The sequence below is a fragment of the Psychromonas sp. genome (assembly GCF_047632995.1).
GTDB lineage: Bacteria > Pseudomonadota > Gammaproteobacteria > Enterobacterales > Psychromonadaceae > Psychromonas.
In genome coordinates this window covers 1-20,687 of sequence record NZ_JBLIEK010000040.1, presented here as the reverse complement: position 1 = coordinate 20,687, position 20,687 = coordinate 1, and the positions used below count along the sequence as shown (strand labels likewise).

At 45.8% G+C, this 20,687-nt stretch carries 25 protein-coding genes; 2 read left to right on the top strand and 23 right to left on the bottom strand.

The window, feature by feature from the left end; translation table 11 throughout:
* Nucleotides 1-393: 393 nt before the first annotated feature.
* Complete coding sequence (locus tag ACJAT7_RS09070; protein WP_415226481.1) at nt 394-879, top strand: hypothetical protein; 486 nt, start codon at nt 394-396, stop codon at nt 877-879.
* A gap of 118 nt (nt 880-997) precedes the next feature.
* On the opposite strand, the gene ACJAT7_RS09065 is transcribed toward ACJAT7_RS09070, so the two are convergent.
* The 16 genes from ACJAT7_RS09065 to rsxA all read right to left on the bottom strand — a co-directional run bounded on the left by ACJAT7_RS09065 (nt 998) and on the right by rsxA (nt 13,666).
* Complete coding sequence (locus ACJAT7_RS09065; protein WP_415226480.1) at nt 998-1,816, bottom strand: shikimate 5-dehydrogenase; 819 nt, start codon at nt 1,814-1,816, stop codon at nt 998-1,000.
* Nucleotides 1,817-2,080: 264 nt separating this feature from the next.
* The gene (locus ACJAT7_RS09060; RefSeq protein ID WP_415226479.1) at nt 2,081-2,449 is read right to left on the bottom strand and encodes a 2Fe-2S iron-sulfur cluster binding domain-containing protein; all 369 of its coding nucleotides are present in this window, start codon (nt 2,447-2,449) and stop codon (nt 2,081-2,083) included.
* A 413-nt stretch (nt 2,450-2,862) separates the two neighbouring features.
* A complete protein-coding gene (gene cowN, locus ACJAT7_RS09055) occupies nt 2,863-3,153 on the bottom strand; it encodes a N(2)-fixation sustaining protein CowN (protein ID WP_415226478.1) in 291 nt (96 codons plus the stop codon).
* Between the two features lie 26 nt (nt 3,154-3,179).
* The gene (locus ACJAT7_RS09050) at nt 3,180-3,800 is read right to left on the bottom strand and encodes a nitrogen fixation protein NifQ (protein ID WP_415226477.1); all 621 of its coding nucleotides are present in this window, start codon (nt 3,798-3,800) and stop codon (nt 3,180-3,182) included.
* 49 nt (nt 3,801-3,849) lie between these two features.
* Nucleotides 3,850-4,926, bottom strand: a complete 1,077-nt coding sequence (modC, locus tag ACJAT7_RS09045) for a molybdenum ABC transporter ATP-binding protein (RefSeq protein WP_415226476.1) — start codon at nt 4,924-4,926, stop codon at nt 3,850-3,852.
* Entirely contained in the window at nt 4,923-5,597 is a 675-nt protein-coding gene (gene modB, locus ACJAT7_RS09040) for a molybdate ABC transporter permease subunit (RefSeq protein WP_415226475.1), read from the bottom strand. Before modB ends, modC begins: the two co-directional genes overlap by 4 nt.
* On the bottom strand, nt 5,597-6,358 hold the full coding sequence (gene modA / locus ACJAT7_RS09035; RefSeq protein WP_415226474.1) for a molybdate ABC transporter substrate-binding protein: 762 nt from the start codon (nt 6,356-6,358) through the stop codon (nt 5,597-5,599). The genes modB and modA overlap by 1 nt, the downstream gene beginning before the upstream one ends.
* Before the next feature lie 79 nt (nt 6,359-6,437).
* Nucleotides 6,438-6,974, bottom strand: coding sequence for a flavodoxin (locus ACJAT7_RS09030; protein WP_415226473.1), 537 nt, complete (start codon nt 6,972-6,974; stop codon nt 6,438-6,440).
* Between the two features lie 640 nt (nt 6,975-7,614).
* Nucleotides 7,615-8,397: an ATP-binding protein gene (locus tag ACJAT7_RS09025; protein WP_415226472.1), complete on the bottom strand. Its 783-nt coding sequence runs from the start codon at nt 8,395-8,397 to the stop codon at nt 7,615-7,617.
* A 9-nt stretch (nt 8,398-8,406) separates the two neighbouring features.
* On the bottom strand, nt 8,407-8,670 hold the full coding sequence (locus ACJAT7_RS09020; RefSeq protein WP_415226471.1) for an RnfH family protein: 264 nt from the start codon (nt 8,668-8,670) through the stop codon (nt 8,407-8,409).
* A 26-nt stretch (nt 8,671-8,696) separates the two neighbouring features.
* Nucleotides 8,697-9,380, bottom strand: coding sequence for an electron transport complex subunit E (locus tag ACJAT7_RS09015; protein WP_415226470.1), 684 nt, complete (start codon nt 9,378-9,380; stop codon nt 8,697-8,699).
* 62 nt (nt 9,381-9,442) lie between these two features.
* A complete protein-coding gene (rsxG, locus tag ACJAT7_RS09010; protein ID WP_415226469.1) occupies nt 9,443-10,078 on the bottom strand; it encodes an electron transport complex subunit RsxG in 636 nt (211 codons plus the stop codon).
* A complete protein-coding gene (locus ACJAT7_RS09005) occupies nt 10,075-11,034 on the bottom strand; it encodes an RnfABCDGE type electron transport complex subunit D (protein WP_415226468.1) in 960 nt (319 codons plus the stop codon). The genes rsxG and ACJAT7_RS09005 overlap by 4 nt, the downstream gene beginning before the upstream one ends.
* 2 nt (nt 11,035-11,036) lie before the next feature.
* Nucleotides 11,037-12,533, bottom strand: coding sequence for an electron transport complex subunit RsxC (gene rsxC, locus ACJAT7_RS09000; RefSeq protein ID WP_415226467.1), 1,497 nt, complete (start codon nt 12,531-12,533; stop codon nt 11,037-11,039).
* Nucleotides 12,534-12,547: 14 nt separating this feature from the next.
* The gene (locus ACJAT7_RS08995; protein ID WP_415226466.1) at nt 12,548-13,078 is read right to left on the bottom strand and encodes an RnfABCDGE type electron transport complex subunit B; all 531 of its coding nucleotides are present in this window, start codon (nt 13,076-13,078) and stop codon (nt 12,548-12,550) included.
* Between the two features lie 12 nt (nt 13,079-13,090).
* The gene (gene rsxA / locus ACJAT7_RS08990) at nt 13,091-13,666 is read right to left on the bottom strand and encodes an electron transport complex subunit RsxA (RefSeq protein ID WP_415226465.1); all 576 of its coding nucleotides are present in this window, start codon (nt 13,664-13,666) and stop codon (nt 13,091-13,093) included.
* A 546-nt stretch (nt 13,667-14,212) separates the two neighbouring features.
* Here rsxA and nifA point away from each other — a divergent pair.
* Nucleotides 14,213-15,796, top strand: a complete 1,584-nt coding sequence (gene nifA, locus ACJAT7_RS08985) for a nif-specific transcriptional activator NifA (protein WP_415226464.1) — start codon at nt 14,213-14,215, stop codon at nt 15,794-15,796.
* Nucleotides 15,797-15,870: 74 nt separating this feature from the next.
* Here nifA and fdxB read toward each other — a convergent pair whose 3' ends face one another.
* The 7 genes from fdxB to ACJAT7_RS08950 form a co-directional block, all read right to left on the bottom strand.
* Entirely contained in the window at nt 15,871-16,158 is a 288-nt protein-coding gene (fdxB, locus tag ACJAT7_RS08980) for a ferredoxin III, nif-specific (protein ID WP_415226463.1), read from the bottom strand.
* Between the two features lie 55 nt (nt 16,159-16,213).
* Nucleotides 16,214-16,648 (bottom strand): NifB/NifX family molybdenum-iron cluster-binding protein, encoded by a 435-nt coding sequence (locus ACJAT7_RS08975; RefSeq protein ID WP_415226462.1) that lies wholly within the window; start codon nt 16,646-16,648, stop codon nt 16,214-16,216.
* A gap of 1 nt (nt 16,649) precedes the next feature.
* Nucleotides 16,650-18,017 carry a nitrogenase iron-molybdenum cofactor biosynthesis protein NifN gene (gene nifN, locus ACJAT7_RS08970; protein ID WP_415226461.1) on the bottom strand — a complete coding sequence of 456 codons (1,368 nt, stop codon included), beginning with the start codon at nt 18,015-18,017 and terminating at the stop codon, nt 16,650-16,652.
* Between the two features lie 36 nt (nt 18,018-18,053).
* Entirely contained in the window at nt 18,054-19,424 is a 1,371-nt protein-coding gene (nifE, locus tag ACJAT7_RS08965) for a nitrogenase iron-molybdenum cofactor biosynthesis protein NifE (protein WP_415226460.1), read from the bottom strand.
* A gap of 159 nt (nt 19,425-19,583) precedes the next feature.
* Nucleotides 19,584-19,997 (bottom strand): NifB/NifX family molybdenum-iron cluster-binding protein, encoded by a 414-nt coding sequence (locus ACJAT7_RS08960; protein ID WP_415226459.1) that lies wholly within the window; start codon nt 19,995-19,997, stop codon nt 19,584-19,586.
* 43 nt (nt 19,998-20,040) lie between these two features.
* On the bottom strand, nt 20,041-20,250 hold the full coding sequence (nifT, locus tag ACJAT7_RS08955) for a putative nitrogen fixation protein NifT (RefSeq protein ID WP_415226458.1): 210 nt from the start codon (nt 20,248-20,250) through the stop codon (nt 20,041-20,043).
* A 263-nt stretch (nt 20,251-20,513) separates the two neighbouring features.
* On the bottom strand, nt 20,514-20,681 hold the full coding sequence (locus ACJAT7_RS08950) for a nitrogenase component 1 (RefSeq protein WP_415226492.1): 168 nt from the start codon (nt 20,679-20,681) through the stop codon (nt 20,514-20,516).
* Between the last annotated feature and the right edge of the window lie 6 nt (nt 20,682-20,687).

Here is a 20,687-nt window from a genome sequence, read left to right as displayed (position 1 = left end):
AGAAAATAAATTAAGCGGGTAGAGTGAAAATTACCCGACAAAGGTTCTATACTTATATTTGATATAAAAACAAAATTGCAGACCTGTTTTGGTAAATAAAGTGACGCTGAAAACGTTTCTATATTGCTAAGGTGTCTGTGTTTGTGTTGCTGTATTTTGACACTGAACAGTGTCAATGCGGCTAACAAAGGCTGTCTAATAAAACGTGTTAATTGCTGAGCGCGGCTTATTCAGCTTTGATTTTAATTGACCAGAAGATGCACTAGGACTTCGTCGTGTTGCAGCCTTTTTAGGTTCCAATATAATGTCCGAACTGCTAATACCTTGCCACTGAACGGGTTGTGGTGGCTGCGGGCGGCAATAGACCAACCCATATTGCAGGAGTATACGATAATGAAACTATTATTAATGGTGGCTGCATTGGCACTGTCTCTATCTACCGGGTTAGCGTTAGCGGCTGACCAATTGCAAGACCAAGACCAATTGCAAGATCAAGACCAATTGCAAGATCAAGACCAAATGCAAGACCGAGACCAATTGCAAGACCAAGACCAAATGCAAGACCGAGACCAATTGCAAGATCGAGACCAAATGCACGATCAAGTCTACGGTAAGCAGCTTATGACGCAGCAAGAGCTTAACCAATACCACGCTAAAATGCGTGCGGCAACAACAGAGCAGGAGCGTCAGCAAATTCGCAATAAAAATCAACATATGATGCAAGTACGCGCTAAGGAGCAAGGCGTGATACTTCCCGGTGTGCCTCCAATGAAGGGTAAGGTCAAGGGAGCAGCTGGTGGCAAGGGAGCAGGTGGTGGCAAGGGAACAAGTGGTGGCACGGGAGCAGGTGGTGGCACGGGAGGAGGTGGATCAAAGTAACATATTAAAAAATAAAAAATATCTTACTAGTAAATCAGAAGGGACTGCGCGATGATTCGCGCAGTCCCTTCTTTATATTCATCACGTTTTATGCCGCTATTTTTTATGTTTACCAACGTTAGCTGCGTGAATACTCTGAAGCTTGTTGCAGGAGTTGCTCGCTTGGCCAGATCCCCGTATACAGATGAAATTGCTCGGCAGCCTGCAGGGCTATCACCTCTGCACCTGTGATAACTTGCTTATCTAGACTGCTTGCTAACTTAATTAAAGGGGTTTGCGCGGGCAGTGCGACCACATCAAAAATAACTTGAGCTTGATTGACCACCTCCGCGCTGAAAGCTAGTTGTTGTGATTGTTCGCTGCCAGCCATGCCAATAGGGGTGACATTAATTAACAGTTCACTGTCAATCTCGGCTTGTGCGTCTTGCCATTGGTAAGCGTAAGTTTCAGCCAGTTTTCTACCGCTGCTTTCATTACGGGAAACGATAGTGCCTTTCTTAAAACCGGCATCGAAAAGCGCGCCTGCAACCGCTTTTGCCATACCGCCGCTACCGCGCAGTGAAAATGTTAATTGGTTGGAGATATTATGCTGACTCAGTAATTTAGTGACGGCAATATAGTCGGTATTATAGGCGCGCAGGTAACCATTATCGTTAACTATGGTATTCACTGACTGCAGTGCTTGCGCGGATTGGTCGAGTTCATCAAGATAAGGGATACACGCTTCCTTATAAGGCATAGAAACACCACAGCCGCGGATCCCCAGGCTGCGAATGCCAGCGATGGCAGCGCCAAGATCAGAGGTTGTGAACGCTTTATATATAAAATCAAGGCTCAATGCATCATACAAAAAGTTGTGAAAGCGCGTCCCGATATTACTGGGTCTAGCGGCAATCGAGATACAAAGCTGGGTATCTTTAGTGATTTTCTGCTGCATATTATTTTCCTTATTGGTGTCGCATCGGTCGAAGACGTCTGACAAAGAGTAACAGATTTAAGAGGCGATGAAATCCTAGCGGCTCTCGCTTTGTACTCTACAAGGGAAGTGCACTTTTTTGAGGGAGGGAAGAGTCAGGTCAATGATTTTGCCATCTCTCTTTTTAGCAATTAAAATCCAAGCCAATAATCGCAACAATAGCGTTAGCGGTTAATGGCTTGGTCATTAAGCCCAAAGCGATAAACTATTCTCAACGGAGGTTATCTATGCGCCGCCAGGCTCACCGGTAAACTTAACCAGTAGATCTTCATCTGTGACAATCATTTGGCAAGCTAAGCGAAATTTTGGCGGCATATCGCCAACAGAAGCACGCTGTTCATCTTTAGCAGAGAGTTTGCCGATGCTTTTAAGTCCTTCGCGTTCTTTATCGGTCAGCATAGCGCCCTTAATATGGTCGCCATCAAGGTGAGTTACTTCCACCAAGCAAGAACCGCATTTGCCATCTCTACACTCATGTGGGATTTTAATCTCATTTTCTTCTGCCAGTCCCAATAACGCATCGCGCTTGCCTGCAACGGCACTCACTTTTTTGTTTTTACGCATAATTGGCGATGAAAAATATACAGTAGCCATATAATGTTTCCTCTTTAAGTTTGATAAGTAGTACCAATTTGCTTAATTATGACTCCCTGCAAGTGGGAAAAGTTAAGCAGATCAGTACAGGCAATAATTGCAATTCATAAGCCACAAGCAGGTAACCGTGTAGTGTTGTTTTGCAATGGTTACTGATTACAACGAAAGAGCCAGTCCATTAAATAATTTCGCGATCTATTTTGTTTTAAAACAAATAGTTAGATTGTTTTTTATTTTTGTTTTATGGGCCGCTATTGGTTGAGTTTTAATATTAATGATTGCGCCATTAAATATGGGTAGAACAATTTAATGAGGCCGCATCAATCCGATTATTATAAAAATGACAAAGTGCACCATTTATTACAATTTTGTAGCGGATAAAGAGAGGGGTAAACAACGGAGCTGGCTGATGCTCAACAACATTCCTGTTCTATTTTATAGAGCAGTTGCAGTGCGTCTTGATCTTGGCATTGCTCAAAGTACTCATAGAGAGTATTGGTCTGGTTGCCGATAAAGTGCAGATTGTCATGATTGGATTTATTCTGCTGCGCTCTTTTCAGGGCAAAGTAACGGTGCCACTCCTTTGCTCCGTTACCCGCGAGCATATTTTGCTCGAGCATGGCAATCAATTTATCGGCATTGAGGTCGCAGTTTAGGCCACAAAATGAGCGGTAACGATCGGAGTGATTATTATCTTCTGTCATCTTTTTTCCTTTCTAGTGATAATGGATTATTCAGCAAAACATTCCTTATAAGAGCGGCACTCTGAGCAACTCGGCGCTCTGCAGATATAATCGCCGCCCTGCTCACATAAACAGCGGTAAAAAAAACGTTTCCAGCGCATATTTTTTGTGTTTTTCGCGTGCAGTTCAGGAAAATTGTATTTTAGCAATATCCCCAGTTGACCACGATCGGCTAAGCTCAAACTGTGCCATAGATGAAATTGAGTCAGGCAGGCTGTGGCAACAATGATCGCCATCTGCATGGTATCCGCTACGCGCTGATCGGCGTAGCTACATAACAAGGTGATTAGCTCGTTGCGTTCCTGGGAGCGTATATCCAGCAGTTCACCATAAACGGCAGCACGCGCATGGGCGGGTGTTTTGTCTGATTGCTGCCAGTTGGCTTCCTGGTTGTTTAAACGCGCGCAACTGATGGTTCTGAGCAGCTCATTGTAGCTTGAGCTATCGAGGCCCAGACCATGTGGCAATGCGGCATTGCCTGATAACTGCGCAGCAATAATCTGCCTAAAAAAATCGTGGTTAATATTAGACAGTGCAGTCGGTAATGGCTCTGCTTTAGGCAGGGCTACCGAATCGTTGTGCTTATTGTATTGCATATTATTCTGCATAGTGACCTCATTTGTTAGAGAGGGAAGGAGGGGCAGATAATCGCCACCATTATAAAATAACCACTGCTTTAATTTGCGCCCAAACCGAATCCCCTATTTGTAAATTTAAACGCTGTTTTGATGCATAGGTAATTGCGGCTAAAAGAGAGTGAGTCGCTGATATTTTCAGAGTGATAATGCATTCTCCCGGCGGTTTCCGCTCAACAATATGGGTGATTTTCGCCGCGAGTAAATTAATAATTGAGCTGTCCGTTGGCGGGGTCAGGCAGAGGCTTACATCGCGTGCATTGATTTTGCATCTGAGTTTGCTGTGTATTGGCATCTCTAGCTGTGCAACCCACAAAGGCAGCGGACCGATAGCCAGTTTGGTTAAATAATTATTTTGTTGCGCAACTATCTCGGCGGTCAGGAGAGAGCTGCCGCCATCATTAAATATGGCCCCTGCACTGAGATCCAACATCACCTCGGTTAACGGGCCGCTGTTGATCACTTTGCCATGCTTGATAAGCACAATGTGGTCGGCAAGCTGGGCAACCTCATCAGAAGAATGGCTAACATAAATAATGGGAATAGAGAGGGCTTGCTGTAATTCTTGTAAATAGGGCAGCACCTCTTGTTTTAACGCATTGTCTAATGCCGATAAAGGCTCATCCATCAACAGCAATTGCGGCGATGTTAGCAGTGCGCGGGCAATCGCGACACGTTGACATTCGCCACCCGATAAAGAGGTGGGCGGTCTGTCTAATAACGCAGTTAGCCCTAAAAGTGTACAGATCTGATCGAAGTTAACTTTCTGCTCGCTAGGCGGCAAATGGCGGCGCCCGAAGTTAAGATTATCGCGCACATTAAGATGTGCGAATAAACTTGCCTCCTGGAATACATAACCTATATTGCGCTGGTGGGGCGGCACAAAAATACCTTTTTCTGAGTCTTGCCACACCGTATCGCCCATTGCAAAATAGCTGTTGGGCAGCTTTTCCAGTCCGGCCATGGCGCGCAGGCAAGTTGTTTTCCCCGAGCCGGAAGCGCCAAAAAGTGCGCAAACTCCTTGCCCGGGTAACTTCAATTGCACATCAAGGCTGAAATTATGACGCTCAACCATAAAGCGTGCATTAATGCTGTTCATACTAGCCGCCTTAGCTGCGCCTGATAATTGATGCAGTAGATAAGTAGCAGCGCGATAAATGAAACCAGCATCATGCCTCCCGCTAACCAGTGGGCTTGCTCATATTCCATCGCCTCCACATGGTTATAAATTTCAATGGATAAAACACGAGTTTGCCCGGGAATATTACCGCCAATCATCAAGACCACGCCAAACTCCCCTATGGTATGGCAAAAGCCCATGATCGCCGCGCTGAAAAACCCCGGTTTGGCTAACGGAACGGCGACTCGGAAAAAGGTGGCGATGGGGCTGGAACGGAGTGTTGCGGCTACCTCTAACGGGCGTTTACCAAATGCTTCAAAGGAATTTTGTAGCGGCTGTACAACAAAGGGCAGGGTATGCACAGCGCAGGCGATGGCAATACCGGCAAAGGTAAAAGGCAGCATCCCGAGGTTAAGAAAAGCAGCTAATTGCCCGAGCGGACCGTTCGGGCCAAGTAAGAGCAACAGATAAAAACCCAATACGGTTGGCGGTAAAACTAAGGGTAAGGCAAACAGCGCGCCAAGAATGGGTTTTAATTTTGAATTGGTTTGAGAAAGCCACCACGCAAGCGGAGTGGCCAAGATTAATAATATAAAGGTAACAATGGTTGCCAGTTTACAGGTTAACCAGATAACTGACAGATCTGCCATTATGCATCCACCTGATAACCAAAAGAGCGGATAATCTCCTTGCATTCAGGAGTTTGCAGGTAACGTAAGAAATCTTTTGCAATGGGATTGGTTTTGCCTTCATTTAATAAAACGGCATCTTGCTGAATAGGTTGGTAGAGGGTTGTTGGAATTATCCAGCCGGATCCTGAAGCTATTTTATGGTCCACAAGGACTTGTGACAGCGCGATTATTCCCAATTCAACCGCGCCGCTGCTAATCTGCTGAAAGCTTTGACCGACGCTTTGCCCCTCAACTATCTTACCTTTTAGTTGTTGATAGATACCGAGGTTTTTTAGTACCTCGATTGCAGCCGCACCATAGGGGGCTGTTTTGGGATTGGCAATCGCCAAATGCACTATCTGTGGCGATTTTAATATCTCTCCTGCGGCATCGATTAGAGCCGGATCACTTGACCAAAGCAGCAGTTTTCCTTTGCCATAAGTAAATTGACTTCCCTGAACCGCTAATTTCTGCTCGACTAACTTACTGGGTCTGGCCCTGTCAGCCGCTAATAATATTTCAAAGGGGGCGCCGTTACTGATTTGCGCATATAACTTTCCAGTGGCACCCACCGATAATAATATCTGATGGCCAGTCTGCTCTTGGTAGTGTGCGCTGATCACTTTTAAGGGTTTATAGAAGTTACCGGCGACTGCGACGCTCAGCTGTCCGGCTAAAGAGAGGGGGGATATAAGAGATAAAAATAAGATGTAAAGCATCTGTTTATTGGCTGAGCTCATAGAATAGATCTCCTGACAACCTGCTAAGGAGGACGCCGAATTTTGCAGCGCCCTCCTATATGTTATAAACCGGGTGATGTTACAAACCGAGCTGAGGTTTTATACTGTCGAGCCATTTAGTCAACCGCGCATCTGTTAGGTTAGATTGGTTGTCTTGATCGAGCACTAGTCCGACAAATTCCTCGCCATCTAAGGCGGTGGAACTGTTAAATTTGTAACCTTCATTAGGCCAGCGGCCAATTAAGGTCGCGCCAGCAGCTGAAAATAGTTCAAACAGCTCGCCCAGCGCATCAACAAATTCATCGGGGTATCCCTCCTGATCGCCCAGGCCGAAAAGAGCGATGGTTTTACCGCTAAAATCGGCATCTTCAAGATCAGAGGCTATCTCTTCCCAACTCTCGCTTTCACAATCAACGGATAGCCCGGGAAGTTCACCTTCACCGAGGGTCGGCGTGCCGATAATCAAGTTGTCAAATGCAAGCAGATCCTCAACGCTACAACGGTTAATATTAATTGGTTTTGCGATGCTTTCATCATTGAGCAGGGTGTAGATTTGTTTTGCTATTTTTCGGGTTTTACCTGTATCAGTGCCGAAAATAATACCTGTTTTAGCCATCTTAATTCTCCTGTCTGTTTACGTTTGAGCGGACTATCTATTTATTAATTGCTTACTGCATTACTGCACAATATATGCCTGACCCATAAAAACCGGGTGGATGATTTTAATTTATTGATTTTAAAGAGTTATATTTTTAAGTTTGCATTTTTTTTGATTGTTAGATTTAAGACAAGAAGTACCTATTGTATGGGTTGTAACAAAACAGATTAATTTTCATCGCAATGATTTTAGGGTATGGGCTGGTGGCCTAACGCAGGAGTTCAGTGTGCGATAGATAGCATTAAGGAGAGATAAAAAATAAATAAGGATATATTTAAGGCAATAAGATAAAAGAAGGCGATTGCCCCCCAAGGCCGGGGATACAAGAATTTTAGCTATGGTTGGATATAAGTGAGTACGTTATTACCTCTGGTAACTTATCGGTTTAAGACGAGCGAATTGTTATGCTCATTTGGTTGATCTCTAATGAACCGGTCCCTCTTCCGACAGCAGTGATTTCTCAGTCAATATAATCATAAAACTGATCCGTAAAATATTCATTGGCGCTGTAAAACGCATCGGCAACAGCAATAGAATTTAGATGGGCAATAATATTTTCACTATTATCCGATAGTTTTATAGCCGGAGGACTTTTTTATTAAATCTCAACCCCTTGTTTATTGATGGTTATTTCATTAAGGGGGATATCTCGCTTGGCCTGCTCTATCGCCTTTTGCGCCAGTTGCGCTAAACCGCCGCAGCAGGGCACGTCCATGCGCAGTATGGTCAGGCTTTTGAGCTTGCCGTGACGGATCATCAAGGTGAGCTTTTCAATATAGCTTTGTTGGTTGCTATCGAGTTTGGGACAGGCTATCGCCAGTTTTTTATCTTTTAGATAGCGTTGATGAAAATCACCCGCAGCAAAGGCGCTGCAATCCGCCGCAAGCAGTAGATGTGCATCACTGAAGTTGGGATTTGCTGGGTTTATCAAGTGTAACTGAACAGGCCAATGGCTGAGCTGGCTGACGCTTGCTTGACTTAACTCCAGCGGTTTTAGGTTGCTTATTTTTTTACTTTCTTGGTTTGTGCTAGTTTCATGTAGGATGTTTTGCTCATGTAAAACCTCTACAGCGATGGCATGATATGCAAGTTCATTATGGTTGAGCAAATGGTCAAGATGAGCTTTAATAACATTTTTCCCCCCTTTAATGATATTAACCATCACTTGGCGCTCATCGTAGGGCTCGGCTTCACGTTGGAGAACTTTCATTGCACCCGTCGGGCAGGCGCCAAGGCAGGCACCTAAGCCATCACACATAAGATCGCTAATCAGGTGCGCTTTGTTATCAATAATCTGCAATGCACCTTCATGGCAGGCAGGGACACAGTCCCCGCAGCCGTCACATAGGCTTTGTTCTATTTCAATTATATCGCGTAGCATTTTATTCTCCTAGAAATCATCATCATCGTCATCATCGGACTCTTTGGCGATTATCGGCTGGTAAACTTCAACGCGATCACCTTCCTCTAACTGCGTGTTTTTGGGGCAGACCTTGCCAAAAATGCCAACTTTTAAATCGCTTAAATCAAGCTCGCTAAAGGTGGCTGCTAATCTTGATTGTTGAATGGCTTGATCGACTGTGATTGGCGCTTTTAAATCAAGCTCTTGCCAAAAATTGTCTCTGCCTGCTGCATAAGCGACACTGAGTTTCATATGCTAAGCTCCTTTTACTGTGATTATTAATGACATGAAAATTCATTCTCAATGACTTTTATCGGTTTTTTGGATATCCATTGCTCAATCACGCGTTTGCCGGAGAGAATAAGACCGAGCATAATAAATCCGCCTGAAGGTAAAACGATTAATAACAGCCCATTGTACTCAGGGAAAGGGGCGAGTTCGATAACGGAAAAAGCGTCGCCCAGCAATAAACTGGCATTAGCAAACAGCGTACCGCTGCCAAGCAGCTCGCGACAACCGCCCAATATAACCAGTGCTAAGGTGAAACCTAAGCCCGTTGCCACGCCATCCACGACTGCCGGCAGGCAAGGGTTTTTTGATGCATAAGATTCCGCTCGGCCCAAAATCGCACAGTTTGTGACAATCAGCGGAATAAATAAACCCAGCACTTTATGCAGTTCATGTAGCCATGCATTCATAGCCAGGTCAGCAATGGTCACCAATGATGCGATTAGTAAAATAAAAATAGGGATGCGTACCTGCGCAGTTAAAAACGAACGGATCAGGGAGATTAATAAACTGGAAAAAAACATAACGGCGGTGGTGATAAGGCCCAATCCTAAGCCGTTTGTTGCGCCGCTGGTGACCGCCAATAACGGGCAGAGTGCCAGCATCTGAGCAAACACCACATTGTTTTCCCACAGGTTACTTTTTATAATTGCTTTATAATCGTATTGCTTCATATTAACTCCCGTTTGCCGTAGAGGCTTTACTGTTGTTTGCCACTTTTCCCGCTGTGTTAGCGCTAAGGCAAGGTTGCTGCTTTATCTGTCTGCAGGAAAAAATCTTTGTTATTTTGAAACTGCCCCAGTGTGGCATAGATGCATTTCACCACCGCGCGCGGCGTGATGGTAGCGCCGGTAAAGGCATCGAATTGACCGCCGTCTTTTTTCACCGCCCAACCTGTTTTATCGGGATTGCTCAGAGATAAGCCGTTAAAATCTAAAATCCAGTCTGATTTTGCCAGTTCAATTTTATCGCCAAGTCCGGGCGTTTCCGTGTGGCTTAATACCCGTACTCCACTCAACGCACCGTCTGCGCTGATCGCAACCAACAGGGAGATATCACCGGAATAGCCGGCTGATTGGGTAAATAAGACAATGGCACTGACTTTATCCTCTAACTTGGCGCGGTAAAATGCGAACTCTTGTCCCTCAATTGTTATCTGATATTTTTCATCAAGCGGCTGATTGTCATAAGCGTTGCTAGGTAAAACCTGATCTAATAATTTAGTCAGATCTTCCCGCTGGCGATCGGCTATCGGCTGCGCCGTTAAGTTATTCATAAGCAGTAATAAGCTGCACACTATTAACGCGACAATACCCATCAGCAGCGCAGGATAAGCCAGTGTCTGTTTGTGTTTTTCGCTAATCAGTTTCATTTTTTATCCCCATAAACCCGATGACGGGTGCAGCTTTCAATTAATGGGCTGACCGCATTCATTAATAAGATGGCAAAGGCTACGCCTTCCGGATACGCCCCAAAAACACGGATTAAAAATATCAGTAGGCCACAGCCAAATCCGTACCAATAACGCCCTTTGGGCGCGGTCGGACTGGTAACCGGATCGGTGGCAATAAAAAAGGCAGCTAGCATTAATCCGCCACTGGCTAATTGCACGAACGGCGATAAAATAGTTTCAGGTGAGATAAACCATGCAATGGCACTGGGTACAAAACAGCCGACAATTACACTCACTGCGATACGCCAATCAATCACATTTTTCCAAGTCATCCAGATTCCACCAAGCAGCAGTAGAACGGGGGATTCGCCTAAACTGCCTGGATTTATGCCAAATAATAGCGTGATAATCCCCGTATTGAGATCACTGCTACCGCTTTCCATCACGGATCCTAAGGTGGTGGCGCCCGTAAATGCATCTGCCAGATTGAGAAACATCGGCTCCGGTGCCGGCCAATTGGTCATCTCCACCGGAAATGAGATAAGCAACACAACGCGTGCTAACATTGCTGGATTAAAGAGGTTTTGACCAAGTCCGCCATAGACCTGTTTACCCAGTACGACCGCGATGGCTGCCCCAAAGGCGCCAAGATACCAAGGGAAGTGAGGGGGGAGGCTCATCACCAGTAGTAACGCTGTGACCAGTGCACTACCATCCGTTAACTGACCAATCTTTGTTGTTTGGCATTTTTGACAAAGCCATTCACTGATTATGGCGGCAACCATTGCTGCAACAACGAGCAGTAATGCCTTTTCGCCAAACAGGTAAATACCAAAAACGAGTGCCGGTAATAATCCCAAAATAACTTGGCGCATTAAACGGCTGACTGTCATTCCTGAATGTATATGCGGCGCACTTAATAATAAGGTTGACATAGTTAGGCCTCCTGCTCAGCAGTTGTGGGTGTTTTTTTCGGTGTTTTGGCAGCTTTTTGTGCTTTTTTAGCGGCCTTTTCGGCGGCTTTAGCTGCTTTTTCTGCGGCTTTTTGCACTGCTTCTTTTTCTAATCGAATACTGCGCTGCTGATTAAGGCGGCGTGCTAGTTGCGCTTTTTGCTGCATCTTATTTTGTCGCCAAAGTTCACCATTGGCATAGTTGAAATATTGGGTAAGCGGCAATGACGCGGGGCAGATAAAAGCGCAGGAGCCGCACAGTAAGCAGCTGCTTAGTCCGTGTTTACTGGCGCCTTCTAAATCATCATTGGCAATTAACTCGGCCATTGTATTGGGCAGTAAACCCATCGGGCAAGCTGCGACACAGCGTCCGCAACTGACACAGGGGCTGCTGACCTGTTGCGGTAATTCATCTTCTACTAAAAATAGGATGCCGCTGGTACCTTTGATGATTGGCGTATGCATATTGTTGATTGTGTGTCCCATCATAGGCCCACCAATAACAATACGGCTTGCTGTGCTCTTTAAACCGCCACAGGTGGCGACCAATTCTGAAATTAAGGTGCCGATAGGGGCTTCTATATTCATCGGTTTTTCCAGTGCGCCGCCGCTTAGCGTGACCACTCTGTGGGTCATTGGTTTGGCGTAACGAATGGCGTTATAGATAGCGACACAGGTGGCGACATTTTGTACAAATACGCCGACATCGGTGGACCGTTTGCCTTTAGGCACTTCAACGAGACACAATGCCTGAATAAACTGCTTGGCTGATCCCATCGGATAATGAGTGGGCAGGGATTTAACTTCTATATTGTCATCTTCGCTGCAGGCCTGCGTTAAACACTGCAGTGCTTGCTGTTTATTATCTTCAATACCAATAATCGCTTTTGCGGCCCCGCTTGCCTGGAGTAGATAACGGATGCCGCCAACCACTTCGACACTTTGCTCCTGCATCACTTTATCGTCGCAGGTCAGGTATGGCTCGCACTCACAACCATTAATTAATAGGGTATCAATCTGTTTGTTTAAGGTTGAACGTAATTTTGTGGCTGCCGGGAAAACGGCGCCTCCCATACCGACAACGCCCGCTGCCTCAATAATATCAATCAGTTCAGTGCGACTTTTACCGTGATTGTCGAGCTTTACCGAAGTGTTCTGTTGCTTAGGATCGCACAACAGGTGAATCATTAACTCTTCACCCCCACCGGGAATAGCGGCACGATGGTCCGCTATTTGCAGCACACGGCCGGACTGCGGCGCATGGAGATTGGCGCTGCTGCCTGAGCCTGTGGCAATAAGTTGTCCGGCTATAACTCTATCGCCTGCTTTGACAATCGCTTTGGCGGGCAATCCCGTATGTTGCTTAAGGGAGATATATAACCGCTTAGGGGCTGGCAAGCGCATAATAATATTGTCATTACTTAGTTGCTTGTGCCCTTCAGGGTGAACACCGCCCCGTATTAATGCGTGAGAAAAAAGCATTGATTCACCTCTTCTTAGCTGTGTTGCGGTTTAGGCCAAGCCCAACCATAAGTAAAAATAGGATCTGTTTTATAGGTGATCGCATCTTGCGGACAGGCACTGACACACATGCCGCAGCCGGTGCAGATATCCGTTAAGATGCCATGCAGTTGTTTATTGGCGCCAACAATGGCATCAAATGGACATTTCTTAAAACAGCGTGTACAGCCATCACATAAATCGCTTTCAATTTCGACAACTTGTGGAGAGCTTTTAGCTTCATTGCTTTTTTTCAACGGCACACCAAGCAATTTTGATAACTGCTGGGCTAATACCTGACCGCCCGGCGGGCAGCAATCAGGGCCCAATTCTCCGGCGCTCATGGCGATTGCCGCTTGTGCGCAGCCGGGGAAACCACATTGTCCACACTGCCCGTTCGGCAGCAGTTCGCTGATCGCTTCTACAATGGGATCTTTCTCTTTTGCAAAAAAACGCGCTGCTAAACTCAGCGCCAGCCCCATTAGCAGTGCGAGCAGCGGAATACTTAATAAACTTAAACTGATCATATCCTTGCTCCTTTAAGCCAGTCCCGCGAATCCGGAAAATGCCATCGCTAATATGCCTGCGGTTATGAAACCAATCGGCGCGCCCTGCATTGCAGCGGGTATTCGGCAAAGGGTCATACGCTCGCGCAATCCTGCAAAAAGTACGATAACTAGAGTGAATCCCATTGATGAGCCAAAACCGTAAAGCAGTGCCTGCGTAAAATCTAACTGTTCACGAATAGTGAGCAGGGCAACACCGAGTACGGCGCAGTTGGTGGTTATCAGGGGTAAAAATATCCCTAATATCCGATGCAGCTCCGGGCTTTGATAAGCCACCATCATTTCGGTTAGTTGTACCAGAACCGCTATTACTAAAATAAAACTCAGTAATCGTAAAAAACCTAGGCCTAGCGGTAGCAGTAAATAATGCTCCAAGATCCAGCCGGCAGCACACGACATGGTGAGTACAAACGTAGTCGCCAACCCCATGCCAAATGCGGAGCTGACCTTATTAGATACCCCCATAAAGGGGCATAATCCTAAAAACTGCGCTAGCACTACGTTATTTACTAAGCTGGTGGTCAGTAGCAATAGTAGGTAGTCACTCATTAACTTCTCCTTTATAGCGCATACAATCTGCTGATTGATGGGCGCTTTACTCTGTATGGCTTGCTTGCTAATCAATAATTGCGTTTACAATTACAGTTGCTACTACTTGTTCTTTGCTTTTTGTATTTCTCTTTTCACTTTGTTATTGCGATAGCTATGTTGTTATTGCGATAACTATGCCAAAAAATACAAAGGTGGCAGGCGCACCAATCTAGGGTTTTTGGATTAAAAAATGCACTATAAAGAGGATTGATTGTGAATAGCTTGCTTGGCAATAGGGTAAATAAACGGGTGACAATCATTAAATAGAGATAAAAAACCGTTAAAGTGGGCTCTAGTTTGTTTTAGATCATTCTTTTATGACGTTTTGATAAGGATTAAGTTAAACACCATTTTTAGGCATGTAAGTTGCGACACCTTTTACAGAAACAGGAGGTTTGATTGGCTGAATGCAACAATCAAGACAAATTGTTACATTTATTACAGAAAACTGACTCTCTTGAACTGTGCAAATGAATTGTGCCTATAACAGGCTAGGTGGTACTGATGAGTGATCCGAATTTGAGTGGTGTATTAAAATCTTTTGATGCTGAGCAGCAGTTAGTCGCACTGCACAAAATCAGTGTTATTTTGAGTCGTTCTTTGAATATGGAGGATACTCTGAAACAGATGCTGGCGTGCCTGGATGAATCTGCAGGCATGCAGTTCGGTATGGTGACTTTATATAATGAAAGTCGTCAGGGGATGTTAGTGCAGGCGCTGCATGGTGCCAATCCTGAGGTTATTTGTGATGCCTCACGCATTAAGTATCGTACTAATGAGGGGATTTTAGGCGCTGTTCAGACAAAAGGTGAAACGCAGGTGATCGCTAAGGTTTCTGAAGATCCGCGCTTTTTAGACCGGCTCAGTCTTTATGACTATGATCTGCCGCTGATCTGCGTCCCTTTGGGTAGCAGTTCCTACCGTGCTGGCGTGTTAGTTGCCCAGCCTATGAGTAGCGATTTGAGTGAACTGTCACGAAAAACGCGATTTTTGGAGATGGTCGCTAACCTGATACTGCAGACGCTGCAATTATCCAATACAGTGCAGAAAGAGAAACAAGTATTGCAGGAGCGTAATGAGTTATTGGAATCTAAGAATAAGAGAGCCAATAACTTTTCCTCTATGGTCGGTAATACTGCTGCGATGCGGCAGATATTTGAAACTATAGCGCAGATAGCCAAGTTCGATACAACCGTCTTAATTCGTGGCGAGAGCGGTACAGGTAAAGAGTTAATTGCCGGTGCCATCGCCTATACTTCGCCCCGTGCCAATGCACCATTTATTAAACTTAACTGTGCGGCACTGCCTGATAATTTATTGGAAAGTGAACTATTCGGGCATGAAAAGGGCGCCTTCACCGGCGCGGTTAAAACCCGTAAAGGGCGTTTTGAACTGGCTGATGGCGGCACGCTGTTCCTCGATGAAATTGGCGAAATCAGTGCAGGTTTTCAGGCTAAATTACTGCGCGTTTTACAGGAAGGGGAGTTTGAACGGGTTGGCGGACAGGAAACAATTAAGGTAGATGTGCGCATTATTACCGCAACCAATAAACCCCTGGAGCAGGAAGTGCGTAACGGGAATTTTCGTGAAGATCTCTATTACCGCTTAAATGTGATGCCGATCCAGTTACCCCCGCTGCGTGAACGATTAGATGATCTACCTGAGTTGGCGCGCTTTATTGTGGTTAAACTAGCGAAGGGGCAGAATCGCATTTTGAAAATAAGTGACGGTGCGATTCGTTTGTTACTGGGGCACAATTGGCCCGGGAATATCCGCGAACTAGAGAACTGCCTTGAACGTGCTTCTATTATGAGTGAATCTGGGTTAATTGATCGCGATGTGGTGATGATCAATCAGACCACTATGAGTGCATTTGCGTCACCACGTCAGGAGCGTTATCCCATGTCAACGGATGCGCCTGCGCCAATCAACTCCGATAATGCTGATTTGGATGATCGCCAACGGGTGATCTCGGCATTAGAGCAATCTGGTTGGGTGCAAGCTAAAGCTGCTCGTCTGCTCGGCATGAGTCCGCGGCAAATTGCCTACCGGATTCAAACAATGAATATTCATGTGCGTCGCATGTAAGTGTTATTTGCGTAGTTGTTGAATGAACCGAGTATAAGACCCAAGCAACAAGTAGTTTGGGTCTTATTAATTACTTAAATACTTTGCGCGGCATGTTCAAAACACCCTTTTGAGCAAACTTTTGCACAGGCCAGACAACCAATGCAATTATCGGCATCCTTGATGCCCATCACCATCCGCATATCGTCATCATAATCACCTGCATCGTCGTCATCGACCTCTATCTCTTCAGGGGCAAAAACCCCACGCGTGCAGACGTTGTAACAACGCCCGCAACCGATACAGTTAGCTTGCTCTACGTTTTTCACAAATTGCGGCGTCCAGCTTGCACCGGACTGCGTTAATCCTGTTATTTCTGCCATTTTTTTCTCCTTTGTTTGCAATTAAAAGTTTGTAATGAAAATAGATTAGTGGAAACTATTCATCCCATGCGCCATCGGCTAGTTTGTCAAAATAGTCGCTCTCTTTTTTTCGGCTTATTTGCCGTGCTTGTCTGCGCGCTATCTCCCCCGGCCAATTGCTTTGCATATCATTGATTAAATTTGCAATGGGCGCCTCTTGCGCGCTGATCACCACACGTGTGCCTTGTGCCAGCAGTTGTTGGCGCACTGGGTTGCCGCAGGCCAGGCAATAAACGGCAAAACAATCCGTTAACGCGTTTAATCTGTCCGTTATTTTTTGTGGGTGATGGCCTTCATAGTGGGGCAATGCAACGGTTTTAATATGCTTGCTCGCGGCCTGAGTGACGCTATAAATAACCAGACTCGGACAGCTACCGAAATGGGCATCGACCAGACAGGGGTCACTGCTGGCAAATGCGATAGTAAGTGTCTCTTGTGCGCTCTTGTGCATATCAAGCTCCAACTCTAATTTGGCTTAAATCTTGTTTGAAGGGAGAGTGATAGACAGGAATACTATGCACCTCATGACGTAATAGATTGGCTAGATCAAATAGCGTGTTGCGAATGCCGCTATAACCGATAAATGATTTTGCAAAACAGCCAAATTCATCATGAATAGGAATACCGATGCGCAGCAGCGGGATATTCATAGCCGCAGCTATACTACTGGCATGTGAGTTAGAGAGTAATAGATCAACCTGATCGATAGTGGCCTGCTCGTGCAGATCGGATAAGTCGCCAATCTGTACTTTATCTATCGGTAAATCCACTAATTGCGGCTGATTGCAGGGCGCAATGACAGCTGATAATTTTATATTGACCGTTGTTAGCAGTGCACTAAATGCAGTGAGATGATCCGCCTCCATTGCCAGTGCTGCTTTTTTACCGCCGAGCTGGGTATGGGTATCGATTAAGGCATCGCAAAGCTGCCCGCGTGCGCGCTCAATATTCGCTGGTATTTTGCGGCCACTGAGTTGACTCAATAACATAATTAAGCGGTCGGTTTGCTCCAGTGTATGCAGGTGCGCAAAGGTTTCGGTTGGAATCTGGGTACGCGCCGATAGCATGCTGGCTGCACGATCCAGTGAACGGCCGATCACTAGGGTTGCCAAACCCTGGCCGATAGTTTTGATCTGCTCAATGGTGCAGCCGCCTTGCGATAGGGTGGTAAAGTCCTGCTCGGCTAAGTAACCATCCAGAGAAAGGCTGAGATCGGGAATAACTACGGGGGTTAAGCCGAATGCTTCCACATAACGTTTTAATAGTTCAATATCCCCCGGAGTGAGCATATGGCTGGCTAATATATTAACGCGTTTGCGTCGCGCGCTGGTCGGCGGCTTATTGACTACCAACTGTTTAATCATCGCCTCGACGGCACTGGCATAACCGGTTTCCAGAGAGCCGTAAAAATCGGGGGTATTGACGGCAACAATGCAGGTGTTCTTATAGTTTGGGTTTTCTTTTTGAAATAGCCGCAGTGACTGCTCAATATCACTGCCTTGCGCTTCGGTTAATCCCGAGGTCAACAGGCCAATCAATTTGGGATGCTGTGTTTTGCATAGATGGGTAAACGCCTGTATTAAGTTATCATCCGATCCCATTACCGTTGAAATCGGATCCATTGCCGTGGACTGCATAGGAATCGGCTCATGAAAATGCTGTATTAAAAAAACTTTGGCAAAGGCGCTACAGCCTTGTGCTGCATGCATCAGCGGCATCGCTTTGTCCATGCCTAAAAATGCCAATGCGGCGCCAAGCGGCTGGCCCACTTTAAGGGGCTGTTCTGCGAGCGGTTTTTTATTGGGGATTATCTGTGCCATATACTATTCCTCGTTAACATAAGAGACGCTAAGTCATTATTGCGATGACCAAGGGGCAAGCTGCTTTGCCTGCTGCCAGACTGGACTCTCAAGGGTTAAACATAATTGCTCCGCTAGGGTTAGCATCCCTTCAAAACCTGCAAAAGCATGCTCGCGCTCTTGGTTTACCTCCACAAACGGCATGCGCGCTTTATAGGCGGTGTACATATTACGACCGCCGGCGATCATCACGTCCGCCTTGTACTGATAAGCAACATCGAGCAAATTCCGCGGGCTGGTTTCATCCAGTAACATAGCGTCACTGCCCATTAATTCACGAATTCTGGCTTTATCTTCCTCGGTACTCTTGCGAGTGCCGCTGGCAACCACCTGCATCCCCAAATCCTGCAGTGCGGAGACAATCGACCAAGATTTTACGCCGCCGGTATAAAGCAGCGCTTTTTTGCCTTTTAATTTTTCGCGGTAGGGGGCGAGTGCTTGATCAAGTTTATCTCGCTCTTTTTCTATTAACTGTTCAGTACGGTATGTCAGTGAGGGATCATTAATGAGTTTGGCAAATTGGCGCAGTGCATCACAGACATCACGAATGCCGTAGAAGCTACCTTCAAACCAAGGGATCTGATATTTTGCTTCTAATTTGCGGGCGACATTAATTTGCGCTCTGGAACAAACCAGCATTAATGCCTCGGCATGATGCATGGTTTGCAGCTCTTTAAAGCGGCAATCGCCCGAGAGGTTTGCCAGCACGCGCAATCCCAGTTGATCAAGCAGAGGCAGGATATGCCAGAGTTCACCGGCGACATTATATTCACCCACCAGCGCTATATCGTGGACAATACCCTGCGCAAATTTAGGTTTTGGGGCGGGCGCTGCGCTGCCGATCACCTTATCAACCATCAGTTCACCGGCGATCCGGTTACCTAGGTTTTTATTGCCATAAAATCCGGCGGCATCAATGGCGATAACGGGCAGATTGATTTTGCTTTGCGCGCTTTGGCAGACCGACTCGATATCATCGCCTTCCATTGCCGGCACGCAGGTGTTGTAGACAAAAACGGCGGCCGGATTATGTTTTGCAGCGACCTGCAGTATGGAATGGTAAAGGCGTTTTTCTCCGCGTCCCATAATCACATCTTGTTCATTAAGATCGGTGGTAAAACCGAGGCGAAAAAGTTCAGGCCCGGAGCTTTGTGTGCCACGCTTATTCCACGAACTGCCTGCACATCCGACCGGGCCATGAACAATATGCGCCACATCGGTAATCGGTAGAAGTGTTATCTGCGCGCCATCAAAACAACAGCCCCCAGCGGTGGCGCCGGGAGTGGCAGGTGTACAACCCGATTTTGATTTTTTGTTGTGCTCACAAGCGGGTTCATTTTGTAATTCAGTGATTTGTGATTGTCGCATAGGATCTCCACCATATAACCTTTGTTATTATTGCTATAGTCTTCCTTTGCAATACCCGTTCCCTTTGTAACTAATTGATTATTATCAGTTGTTTGATGTTACATTGTTCACAATGGTGGATAACCGACACGACATAGTTTGCTCTCTATGAACTGGAAATTATTCTAATGCTGCGAATCGTTCGCTTAGGTAATCGGGCTGGCCCATCAGCTTTGCCAACCATGGGGGAAGTGCACCCGCTGCCACGCGCTGCTGCAGCTCTAAAAGCTGATCGGTAATAGTCGGATTATCTTTGCTTTTAAGGGGGTGAATGCCAGCGTTGATCACTTTAGCTGCCGCTGGGCCGCCAATAGAAGCGCAGAACATCAGTTGGCAGTCTTTGATTATTTGTGCACGAAATATATTTTTTTCACTGCCGCGACCACCTTCAGCATTACGCACATCAATATGTTGAATCTGCTGCGCATCAAGGCTGTAGATATAAAATTTTTCGCATGAGCCGAAGTGGCCATCAACCGTTTTTCCATCTGTTGAGGCAAAAGCGATTTGTAGTGTTGGGATTTTTGTTGTCATGTTGTGCTCCTTCATTGCCTTGTTATTGATCGATAGCTAGGTATTAACCACGACGCATTCTGATAGTGATCGGTAGCGAAGGGGGGGCGGGTAATGGCTCAAAATAAAAACAATCACCACTGCTTAAGGTCAGTTTGCCACCCCAGCGGTCCTCTTCTTCAAATTCCAGAGAGGTAACTTGCGCTTCAAGATCTCTTTTGGCGATGTAACCCGTTAGGATCCCGTCTTGTTTTCTTAACATTATGTTAGGCATATTCACTCCTTGGATTAATATCCCCTTTATCCTTGAAACTGCATCCTGTCTTTATTAAAAGTAGGACTGCGTTCTCTCACCCCAATCACATAGTCAATCTATGCTCATGGGGTTCAATCGCTTGTCGCCCCTTTTTATTAAAAGTAAGGGAATTTCCAATTATTTCGGGTATATGTGTGGCTTTTTTTAGCAAAACAGCTTGTTAAATTAAGCAAGCTGTTTTGCTAAAAATGAAAGGCTGGAGGGCTCCAGCCTTATGGGTTTTAGCGAACTAAATCAAAACCGAAATCTGTTTCACCATATTTGCTAGTTTGTTGATCCAGCTTGGCTAAAATTTCGTTGACTAGTGTGGTTAAAATCTGCATTGCACCTTCATAACCCCAAGTAGTCTGGTGATGTAGATGATGACGGTCAAAAATTGGGAAGCCAATACGGAT

Coding starts and splice junctions, on each gene's coding strand:
- ACJAT7_RS09070 (WP_415226481.1), top strand. CDS start 394: ATGAAACTATTATTAATGGTGGCTGCATTGGCACTGTCTCTATCTACC.
- ACJAT7_RS09065 (WP_415226480.1), bottom strand. CDS start 1,816: ATGCAGCAGAAAATCACTAAAGATACCCAGCTTTGTATCTCGATTGCC.
- ACJAT7_RS09060 (WP_415226479.1), bottom strand. CDS start 2,449: ATGGCTACTGTATATTTTTCATCGCCAATTATGCGTAAAAACAAAAAA.
- cowN (WP_415226478.1), bottom strand. CDS start 3,153: ATGACAGAAGATAATAATCACTCCGATCGTTACCGCTCATTTTGTGGC.
- ACJAT7_RS09050 (WP_415226477.1), bottom strand. CDS start 3,800: ATGCAGAATAATATGCAATACAATAAGCACAACGATTCGGTAGCCCTG.
- modC (WP_415226476.1), bottom strand. CDS start 4,926: ATGAACAGCATTAATGCACGCTTTATGGTTGAGCGTCATAATTTCAGC.
- modB (WP_415226475.1), bottom strand. CDS start 5,597: ATGGCAGATCTGTCAGTTATCTGGTTAACCTGTAAACTGGCAACCATT.
- modA (WP_415226474.1), bottom strand. CDS start 6,358: ATGAGCTCAGCCAATAAACAGATGCTTTACATCTTATTTTTATCTCTT.
- ACJAT7_RS09030 (WP_415226473.1), bottom strand. CDS start 6,974: ATGGCTAAAACAGGTATTATTTTCGGCACTGATACAGGTAAAACCCGA.
- ACJAT7_RS09025 (WP_415226472.1), bottom strand. CDS start 8,397: ATGCTACGCGATATAATTGAAATAGAACAAAGCCTATGTGACGGCTGC.
- ACJAT7_RS09020 (WP_415226471.1), bottom strand. CDS start 8,670: ATGAAACTCAGTGTCGCTTATGCAGCAGGCAGAGACAATTTTTGGCAA.
- ACJAT7_RS09015 (WP_415226470.1), bottom strand. CDS start 9,380: ATGAAGCAATACGATTATAAAGCAATTATAAAAAGTAACCTGTGGGAA.
- rsxG (WP_415226469.1), bottom strand. CDS start 10,078: ATGAAACTGATTAGCGAAAAACACAAACAGACACTGGCTTATCCTGCG.
- ACJAT7_RS09005 (WP_415226468.1), bottom strand. CDS start 11,034: ATGTCAACCTTATTATTAAGTGCGCCGCATATACATTCAGGAATGACA.
- rsxC (WP_415226467.1), bottom strand. CDS start 12,533: ATGCTTTTTTCTCACGCATTAATACGGGGCGGTGTTCACCCTGAAGGG.
- ACJAT7_RS08995 (WP_415226466.1), bottom strand. CDS start 13,078: ATGATCAGTTTAAGTTTATTAAGTATTCCGCTGCTCGCACTGCTAATG.
- rsxA (WP_415226465.1), bottom strand. CDS start 13,666: ATGAGTGACTACCTACTATTGCTACTGACCACCAGCTTAGTAAATAAC.
- nifA (WP_415226464.1), top strand. CDS start 14,213: ATGAGTGATCCGAATTTGAGTGGTGTATTAAAATCTTTTGATGCTGAG.
- fdxB (WP_415226463.1), bottom strand. CDS start 16,158: ATGGCAGAAATAACAGGATTAACGCAGTCCGGTGCAAGCTGGACGCCG.
- ACJAT7_RS08975 (WP_415226462.1), bottom strand. CDS start 16,648: ATGCACAAGAGCGCACAAGAGACACTTACTATCGCATTTGCCAGCAGT.
- nifN (WP_415226461.1), bottom strand. CDS start 18,017: ATGGCACAGATAATCCCCAATAAAAAACCGCTCGCAGAACAGCCCCTT.
- nifE (WP_415226460.1), bottom strand. CDS start 19,424: ATGCGACAATCACAAATCACTGAATTACAAAATGAACCCGCTTGTGAG.
- ACJAT7_RS08960 (WP_415226459.1), bottom strand. CDS start 19,997: ATGACAACAAAAATCCCAACACTACAAATCGCTTTTGCCTCAACAGAT.
- nifT (WP_415226458.1), bottom strand. CDS start 20,250: ATGCCTAACATAATGTTAAGAAAACAAGACGGGATCCTAACGGGTTAC.